The following is an 8676-nucleotide window of genomic DNA, read 5'->3' on the forward strand; positions in this document are numbered from 1 at the left end:
ACCCCCCGGGGTTCACTATGAAGCCCTTGCTTTTTCGTCAAGCCAATTCGTCATGAGCGCCCAGCCTCGCGGCTCTTCCCGCATGCCTCCCTTGGCCATGCGCCCTACTGCCGCGCCCGGTGCCCTTCGCCCCGCCAAAAACAGCGTTTTCCTGCCGCCCCGCGCAAGAACGGACAACCTGCGCGGCGCAGAGGCAACGCGCCGCAGTCTTCGACACCAACCACTGCGGCACGCCGATTTCGTTCTTGTATCCTCTCTTATTTTCCACTACAACAGAGCCCCATGATCATTCCAACAGGCACTCTCATCAACGTTGCAGCAGTCCTTGCAGGCGGCATTACCGGCCTCATCATCAGCACACGCATGCCGGAGAATATCCGCAGCATCGTCTTTCAAGGCCTCGGACTCTTCACGTTGGTCCTTGGCATGAGCATGGCCCTCAAGATGACGAATCCACTCCCCATTATCTTCAGCCTTGTCATTGGCGGCATCATTGGCGAGCTGTGCAAGTTGGAAACCCTCTTCGAAAACTTCGGCGGCGCAATTAAAAAACGCGTCGGCTCCAAGAACGACCTGTTCATTGACGGCCTCATCACCGCGTTTCTGCTGTTTTGCGTCGGGTCCATGACCATCATCGGCGCATTTGACGAGGGACTGCGCGGCGACCCCACCCTGCTGCTGACCAAATCCATGCTCGACGGCTTCGCCGCCATCGTCCTTGCCGCCACCTTTGGCGTTGGCGTCTTGTTCTCGGTGATTCCACTGTTCATCTTTCAGTACGGGCTGACCCTGCTCGCCAGCGCGCTCCAGGGCTGGTTCTCGGACCCCATCATCACGCAATTGACGGCCACCGGCGGCATTCTCATTCTTGGCATCGGCCTCACCGTGCTGGACATCAAGCGCATCCGCCTCTCAAACCTTCTGCCGTCGCTGGTGCTTGTGGTGATACTGACCGTCCTCTTCGGTGGATAGCGCCCGCTCGTTCCACACGCGCCCCCAAAACGTCCAGAGAGGACGCCGAGGCTTCCCCCGGCGCGCTTGGAAGCGCCGCCGGCGCACCCTTTCCTGAAGAAATGGAGCAGGTTAGCACCTGCGTGCTGTCCCGCGTGGACTAAGGTTTACAGTTTCCCTGTCCATCCATACAATACAAGGACAACTGAGGGTCTCTGACATATCGGTCAACTCCTTGCACGGTGGACGAAGACGTGATGGAACAAGCCCCACACGATGCTCCTGCCGCACAGCCGCATGCGTCTGCAACGTCGCAGCGCTCCATTGTGTGTGCGCTTCTCCTCTCCGCCGCCATTTTTCTGCTTTTGGCCCTCATCCTTGCCTACGCGGCCAACGCTGAAAAGCAGCACCTTGTCGACTCCACCCTTGCCCGCCTTGCCCACCGCTCGCACGTTGTCGCCATTGAAACAAACCGAGCCTTTCTCAGTACGAGGCAGGTCCTTATTGGCGTGCGCGACACCATCAGCGCGCTGGAAAACGACGGAAACGCCACCCGGCAGGAAATCATCTCGCTCCTGAAACGGCGCAAGGAGAACCTGCCCTACCTGCTGGACATGATGGTCCTCGACAAACGCGGACACATCACCCACTGGACGCAGACCGGCTCCCCGCCCTACGTGCAGGACCGCGACTATGCCTCCGCGCACCTGACCCATGGGCACAAGGGGCTTTTTGTCGGCACCCCGCTGAAGTCCCGCGTCAGCGGCCGCCGCTTCATCGGAACGAGCATCGCCGTGCGCGCCCCGGGCGGCAATATTGAAAACATCATTGTTGCCATCGTCTCCATCAAGGCGCTGGAGGACACCTTTGCCGACATGGCCATTCCGGATGGACAAAGCATCGGCATACTGGGGCAGGACGGCAAAACCGTCTTCACTCTGCCCGAGACCCAGGCCAGCACCAGCATGCTGCTGGAGCACCAAAACATCACCGTCCACCACAGAATCCCGGAATCGCCCTTTGTTGTGGAATCGCCGCTGGACGGCAATGACCGGTTCGTAGCCGTCACCGAACTGCGCGACGCGCCGCTGGTTGCCTTTGCCGTTCAGCCAACATCCAGCGTGGACGCCCCGTGGTTTATATCGCTCAGGCCCTACATCATCCTTGGCATCTGCGCGGCGCTCCTTGTGCTGACCTCGTGCATTTGGCACGTACGTAGCGCCGCCGTCTTTGCCCGCTGCGCCGGATCGCTGTCGGACATGAGCACCAAGGACCAACTCACCTTCGTCTACAACCGGCCAACATTCATGGACTTTTCCCAGCGCGAATACAACCGCGCCGTGCGCTACGGGACGCCGCTGTCGTGCATCATTTTTGACATTGACGCCTTCTCGAAGGTCAATACCGAGCACGGGCATGGCACGGGGGACGCGCTGCTCAAGCAACTGGCCTCGTCCATCGCCCGCAACAGCCGCAAGACCGACACCGTAGCCCGCCTCAGCGGCAACGAGTTCGGCATCCTGCTCCCCGGCACACCCCTTGATGGCGCGTACGCCTCGGCGGAGCAACACCGCGAGCGCACGGAGGCCACGCCGTTCAAGTGCGCGGGGGTGGAGATTGACGCCACCATAAGCATAGGCGTGGCCGAGCTTGCCGATGAGGACTCTACAGCGCAGGCCCTTCTGGACCGTGCCCACGCGGCCATGCTCAGCGCCAAAAAGCGCGGCGGGAACACCATCGCCACAGCAGACTAGCCCCGCCACACTCCCACCAAAAAGCCCCCGCATCACAAACGGACGCGGGGGCTTTGTTTTGGGCACATTCCGGCCAGACGGCTACATCATCTGCCGCGGCAGGAAGAAGACAATGTCCGGGAACACCGTCACCAGCATCACCATAATGACCATGATGCAGAAGAACGGGAACGTCGCCTTGAGGATTGTCCTCACGTCCTCCTTGGCGATGTGCTGAATGACAAAGATGGAAAAGCCCACCGGGGGCGTAATCTGCGACAGCTCCACCATAAACACCACGAAGATGCCGAACCACAGCGCCTCGAACCCGGCGCTCTGCACAATGGGCAGCACGATGGGCAGCGTCATGACAACGATGGAAATGCCGTCCAAAATCATGCCGAGGAACAGATACATCAGCCCCAGCACCAATATCAGCGTATACGGGGACAGATTCAGTTCCGCAATGCTGGTGCTGATGGCGCGGGCAATGCCCACAAAGCCCACCACCTGCGACAAAAACGCCGCGCCAGCGATGATGAAGCAAATCATGCCGCTGGTCTTCACGGCGGACAGCAGAGCCTGCTGCAAGTTCGTCCACGTCAGGTTGCGGAAATACAGCGCAAGTCCCAGCGCGCCCACCACGCCGATGGCCGCAGCCTCGGTGGGCGTGGTCAGCCCGACATAGATGCCGCCAAGGACCAGTACAATAAGGCCAAACACGGGGACAAGGTCGCGCAGGGCCGCAAAGCGGTCCGCCCATGTGTACGTTTCATCCTCGCCGGGGATGGCGTCCGGATCCATCTTGGCGCGCGCCACAATGTAGACGGAATACATGGTCGCCAGTACCAGCCCGGGAATAACCCCGGCAATGAACAGCTTGCCGATGGATGTATCCGACAGCACGCCGTAGATAATCATGATGAGGCTTGGCGGAATGAGGAAGCCCAGCGTCCCGGCCCCGGCAAGGGAGCCGATGGCGAGGCTTTTGCGGTAGCCCCGGCGCGTGAGTTCGCTGAGGGTGATTTTGCCGACAGTGGCGGTGGTTGCCGCGCTGGAGCCAGAGACAGCCGCAAACAGCGAGCACGCCACCACGTTAATGTGATACAAACGTCCGGGCACCCCGGACAACCACGGGACAAGACCATTGAGCAGGCGCGTGGAGATGGCCGTTCTGTAGAGAATCTCGCCCATCAGGATAAACAGGGGAAGCGCCGTCAGCGCCCACGAGTTCAGGGAATTCCACACGGAGTTGGCGAGCAGGTCGCCTATTTTGTCCCATATGGAAATGGTGGGCGGCAGATGCACCTCAAAGAGCAGCATCCCCGCAACACCCGAGGCGAACAGCGAAAACCCAATCCATTTGCTGGACAGGAGCAGAATCATCATCACGGCCATAACGGCCACGGCCAGAAGAAGCGGATCGGAAATTATTTTCGCACCCTCCCGGCGATGAACGCCACAAATTGCAGCAAAAAGACCGCCAACCCCAAGGGAATGGCGCACTGCGGAATCCACAGCGGCGTCTCGGAAATGGTGTCTGCCGTCATTTCAAGGGAATACGTCTCGTAGACGAGCTGAACGGAGTAGACGAGGATATACATGGTCAGGGCCATGGAGGTCAGGGCCACCACCACATCCACCACCTTGCGCCACCGCGCGGAAAGGCGGGAATGCAGCAGAGTAATGCGGATATGGGCTTCCTCCTTCAGGGTGAAGCCCAGCCCAAAGACCACAATGGCCACCAGAAAGTACCCACTGTACTCGCTGGCGACGAAGGTGGACGCTCCGCTGGTGGCGCGGAGCAGAATCTCCACCACAATAAGCAGGACCGTCAGGCCCATAAATACTGCGGACAGAAGCGCCCCTCCCACGGAGAGGCGCTCCAGCGCGGCAATCAATCGAGACATAGCGTCCTTCTTACTTGCCGTAGGCGGACAACGCCTTCAGCGAACCGCTGCGGGCGTCTTTTTTGAATTCCTTGAGCATGTCGGCGGCAACGGCCTTGAGACCTGCGGCCACTTCGGGCGTCATCTCGGTGATGACGATGCCGTTCTCGGCCAGAATCTTCAGCGAGTCCTCAACAGCCTTGCGCGAGGCCGCCCACTGCTCCTTCTGCACTTCCTTCGCGGCGCGCATCAGGGCCTTCTGCTGGCCTGCATCAAGGGCGTTCCAGTAGTCCATATTAATGGTCAGCATGTTCAGCGGATAGGCGTAGTTCACCTTGGTGAAGTGGTTCAGCACTTCCCAGAACTTGCCGTCCACGCCGGACACGGACGACGTCAGGACAGAATCGATAAGGCCGGTGGACAGCGCGGAATACACCTCGCCCCACGGCAGGGACTGCGGGCTGGCGCCGGCACGCTTAAGGAAGTCCGCGCCGTTTTTGTCATAGGTGCGGATTTTCAGGCCTTCGATGTCGGCCAACTTTTCAAAGGGGCCTTTGGTGTACAGGCCACTGCGGGGCCACGGGGCGGCGTAGAGGAGCTTCTGGTTCCATTTGCGGCAGGCCTTTTCATACTGGGGGCGGCATGCCTCGTAGTAACGCATGGCTTCGTCGTAGGAGTCCACAATCAGCGGGATGGTGGACAGACCAAAGACCTCGTCGCTGCCGGCCACAACACCCATGAGGATGTCGGACATGGGCAGGGTGCCGTCCTTGACGGCCTTGAGCAGTTCCGGCCCCTTGAAGCCAAGGCTTCCGCCGGGGTGCACCTCGATGACGACCGCTCCGTCCGTGTACTTTTTAGCCTTTTCGGCAAAGCTGACCGCACCCTTCGTATGGAAATTACTGGGACCATAGATAGCGTTGCAGTTCATGCGCACCGTGGCGGCGCTGGCGGGGGCCGCGATGAGCAGCAGACAAAGGACAAGCAGAATTCGCTTGAGCATGTGGGCCTCCTTGAGGTGACTGTGAGGGGGGACCGGACAGGGGGCGCGAAGCGTGGGGAGACGCGTTGGCCCCCTGAAACCCGGTCAAAGGGAGTGTTGCGATACGTCGACCGAGAAACCTCGGCCACACTCCTGACTGAGCAATGTGCATGCCATGTTGCACCAGCCCACTCCACTTTGCTCCGGGGCAAGAAACCATGCGGTTTTCCACACGTTCCACCTGCCGCCACCGATCAGCCAAATTTTCACAATATTGCCAATTGCAGCTTTCGCTTTGACATTATTGTGTTTTTCATCCAATAGTCAACAGGCATTCGCAATTTTACAAATTCTGCGCGAAGGCCCTATATTCCACCCAAAAGACGGCATTTTCCCGCTGATGCCCGCATGGAATACATTTTGCTCACTGGGCAGGACGGCATACCGCGGCGTTTTGGTCGCCACTTTGCCAAAGTTGGAAAATTGGAGGACTCATGCTCATTCTCGGCGTCGATACTGGCGGCACCTTCACGGATTTTATCTACAGGGACGGGGACAATTGGGGCGTCCACAAGCGCCTGTCCACACCGGACAACCCGTCCAAGGCCGTCATTGAAGGTATCCGGCATATATGCGGCGGCGATATCCCCCCCGCCTCCATGAACATTGTTCACGGCTCAACTGTGGCCACCAACGCCATCCTTGAGCGCAAGGGCGTCAAAACCGCCCTCATCAGTACCGAAGGCTTCACGGACGTTGTGGAAATTGGCCGCCAAAACCGCGCGGGCCTCTACGACCTTGGCTACAGACGCCAGCCGCATATCGTCCCGGCGGACCTGCGCTTTGGCGTAGGCGGCCGCATTGGGCAGGGCGGCGAGGAAGTCGCCCCCTTTGACGAGGCATCGGCCCGCGCCGCTGTTGAGGCCATCCGCAAAACAGGGGCCGAAAGCGTAGCCCTGTGCTTTCTCTTTTCCTTTCTGGAGCCCTCGCACGAGCGCGCCATGCGCGACATGCTGGCCGAACTGAACATCCCGGTGTCGGCCTCGCACGAAATCCTTTCGGAATTCCGCGAGTTCGAGCGGACCTCCACCACGGTGGTCAACGCCTACGTCTCACCCAAGATGAGCGCCTACCTCACGGACCTGAAAACCGCCGTGGGCGACAATCCCCTGCGCGTCATGCAGTCCAACGGCGGGTCCATCTCCGTAGATACGGCCATGAGCGAATCCGTCCGCACCATCCTTTCCGGCCCTGCGGGCGGCGCAGTGGGCGCCATGAGCATTGGCAAGGCCGCAGGCTACGACCAGCTTATTACATTTGACATGGGCGGCACCTCGTCGGACGTGGCCCTGCTGGACGCCGACCTGCCCCTGACCATGGAGTCCGCCATCTCCGGCTACCCGGTGAAGGTGCCCATGATCGACATCCACACCGTGGGCGCGGGCGGCGGCTCCATTGCCTCGCTGGACGAAGGCGGCAGCCTTGCTGTCGGTCCCGAAAGCGCTGGCGCGGACCCCGGTCCCATCTGCTACGGCAAAGGGACGCGCATAACGGTGACGGACGCCAACCTCTACCTTGGCCGCCTTGTTCCGGACCACTTTCTCGGCGGCGAAATGCGCCTTGAGACGGAGCGCCTGAATTCCGCCATGGAGACCATGGCGCAGGCGGCGGGCCTCAGCCCGCAGGAACTTGCCGAGGGCATCCTTGATGTCGCCAATGCCAACATGGAGCGCGCCATCCGCGTCATCTCCGTGGAACGCGGCTTTGACCCGCGCGAGTTTACGCTGTTCTCCTTTGGCGGCGCGGGCGGCATGCACTGCGCCTTCCTTGCGCGCCTGCTGAATATGCCCCGCGTCTTCGTCCCCGTGAATGCGGGCATCCTCTCCGCCGTGGGCATGCTCATGGCCGACGTCATCAAGGACTACAGCCAAACCATCATGCAGACCGCGCAGGACGTCACCACAGACGACCTGCGCCGCAGCTTTGCCCCGCTGGAGGACCAAGGCCTGACGGAACTGCGCGGTGAGGGCTTCGCCGACGAGGCCATCGTGTTCGAGCGTTTCCTTGATATGCGCTACGCCGGACAGTCCTTTGAAATCATGGTGCCCATGGAGGGCGACGTCGTAGACGCCTTTGAGGCACTGCACGAGCGCAGCTACGGCTACCGGAACCCCGGCCGCCCTGTGGAAATCGTCAACATCCGCCTGCGCGCCAGAGGCCGCGCCGCCAAGCCGGAGCTCACCCCGGCGCAGACGCTGACGGAGCAAGTGCCAGAGGCCGCCATCAAAGGCGTGCAGCCCGTGGTCTTTGACGGCAAAATCCACGAGACCCGCATCATTTCGCGCGGGGAGCTGCTGCCCGGCAACGTCGTTCCCGGCCCGGCCATTCTGATCGAATACAGCTCCACCGTGACGGTGCCCCCCTTCGCCACGGCGCGGGTTGACGCCTTCGGCAACATCATCATGGACATTAAGGCACGCTGATGCAGACCACCACCACGCGCCAGACGCACACCACCGGACCACACAGCGTCCGCCCCGAACATGAGGCCCCCATGAACCAGCCCACCGTAAACCCCATCCTGCTGGAAGTGTTCAAGAACCGGTTCTCGTCCATCGCAGAAGAAATGGGCGTCACCCTCACCCGCACGGCCTTTTCGCCCAACATCAAGGAGCGGCGCGACCTCTCCTGCGCCGTGTTCGACGCCGCGGGCGACATGATTGCGCAGGCCGCGCATATTCCCGTGCACCTTGGGTCCATGCCCATGTCCGTCAAGGCCGCCATTGAGCACGGCGACCTTGCCCCCGGCGACATGGTGATGGTGAATGATCCCTTCAAGGGCGGCACCCACCTGCCGGACATCACCATCGTGGCCCCGGTGTTTGCCCCGGGGCAGGACGCGCCCGTGTTCTATGTGGCCAACCGCGCCCACCACGCCGACGTTGGCGGCATGGCCTCCGGCTCCATGCCCCTGTCCACCTCCATCCATCAGGAAGGCATCATCATCCCGCCCGTGCGCATTGTGCGCGGCGGTGAGATAGACACCAGCCTGATGCGCCTCATCCTCAACAACGTACGCACCCCCGCCGAGCGCGAGGGCGATTTCTCCGCGCAGATTCTG

At 61.1% G+C, this 8676-nt stretch carries 7 protein-coding genes; 4 read left to right on the forward strand and 3 right to left on the reverse strand.

The annotated features are described in order from the left end of the window. The first annotated feature begins 282 nt into the window (after nt 1–282). Complete coding sequence (locus ACY69P_RS10865) at nt 283–972, forward strand: DUF554 domain-containing protein (RefSeq protein ID WP_462327481.1); 690 nt, start codon at nt 283–285, stop codon at nt 970–972. Nucleotides 973–1208: 236 nt separating this feature from the next. After that, nucleotides 1209–2705 (forward strand): sensor domain-containing diguanylate cyclase, encoded by a 1497-nt coding sequence (locus tag ACY69P_RS10870; RefSeq protein WP_462327484.1) that lies wholly within the window; start codon nt 1209–1211, stop codon nt 2703–2705. 81 nt (nt 2706–2786) lie between these two features. On the opposite strand, the gene ACY69P_RS10875 is transcribed toward ACY69P_RS10870, so the two are convergent. The 3 genes from ACY69P_RS10875 to ACY69P_RS10885 are packed head-to-tail and all read right to left on the reverse strand — an operon-like array spanning nt 2787 to nt 5576. Beyond that, nucleotides 2787–4118 (reverse strand): TRAP transporter large permease, encoded by a 1332-nt coding sequence (locus tag ACY69P_RS10875; protein WP_462327485.1) that lies wholly within the window; start codon nt 4116–4118, stop codon nt 2787–2789. After that, complete coding sequence (locus ACY69P_RS10880) at nt 4115–4594, reverse strand: TRAP transporter small permease subunit (protein WP_404845305.1); 480 nt, start codon at nt 4592–4594, stop codon at nt 4115–4117. Before ACY69P_RS10880 ends, ACY69P_RS10875 begins: the two co-directional genes overlap by 4 nt. Before the next feature lie 10 nt (nt 4595–4604). Continuing rightward, complete coding sequence (locus ACY69P_RS10885) at nt 4605–5576, reverse strand: TRAP transporter substrate-binding protein (RefSeq protein WP_462327482.1); 972 nt, start codon at nt 5574–5576, stop codon at nt 4605–4607. A gap of 473 nt (nt 5577–6049) precedes the next feature. On the opposite strand from ACY69P_RS10885, the gene ACY69P_RS10890 reads away from it, so the two are divergent. Next, on the forward strand, nt 6050–8038 hold the full coding sequence (locus ACY69P_RS10890) for a hydantoinase/oxoprolinase family protein (RefSeq protein ID WP_462327483.1): 1989 nt from the start codon (nt 6050–6052) through the stop codon (nt 8036–8038). 71 nt (nt 8039–8109) lie between these two features. Beyond that, nucleotides 8110–8676 (forward strand): hydantoinase B/oxoprolinase family protein (locus tag ACY69P_RS10895; RefSeq protein ID WP_462327486.1); only part of this gene is annotated, 567 nt, incomplete at its 3' end.

The organism is Desulfobaculum sp. (genome assembly GCF_054921475.1).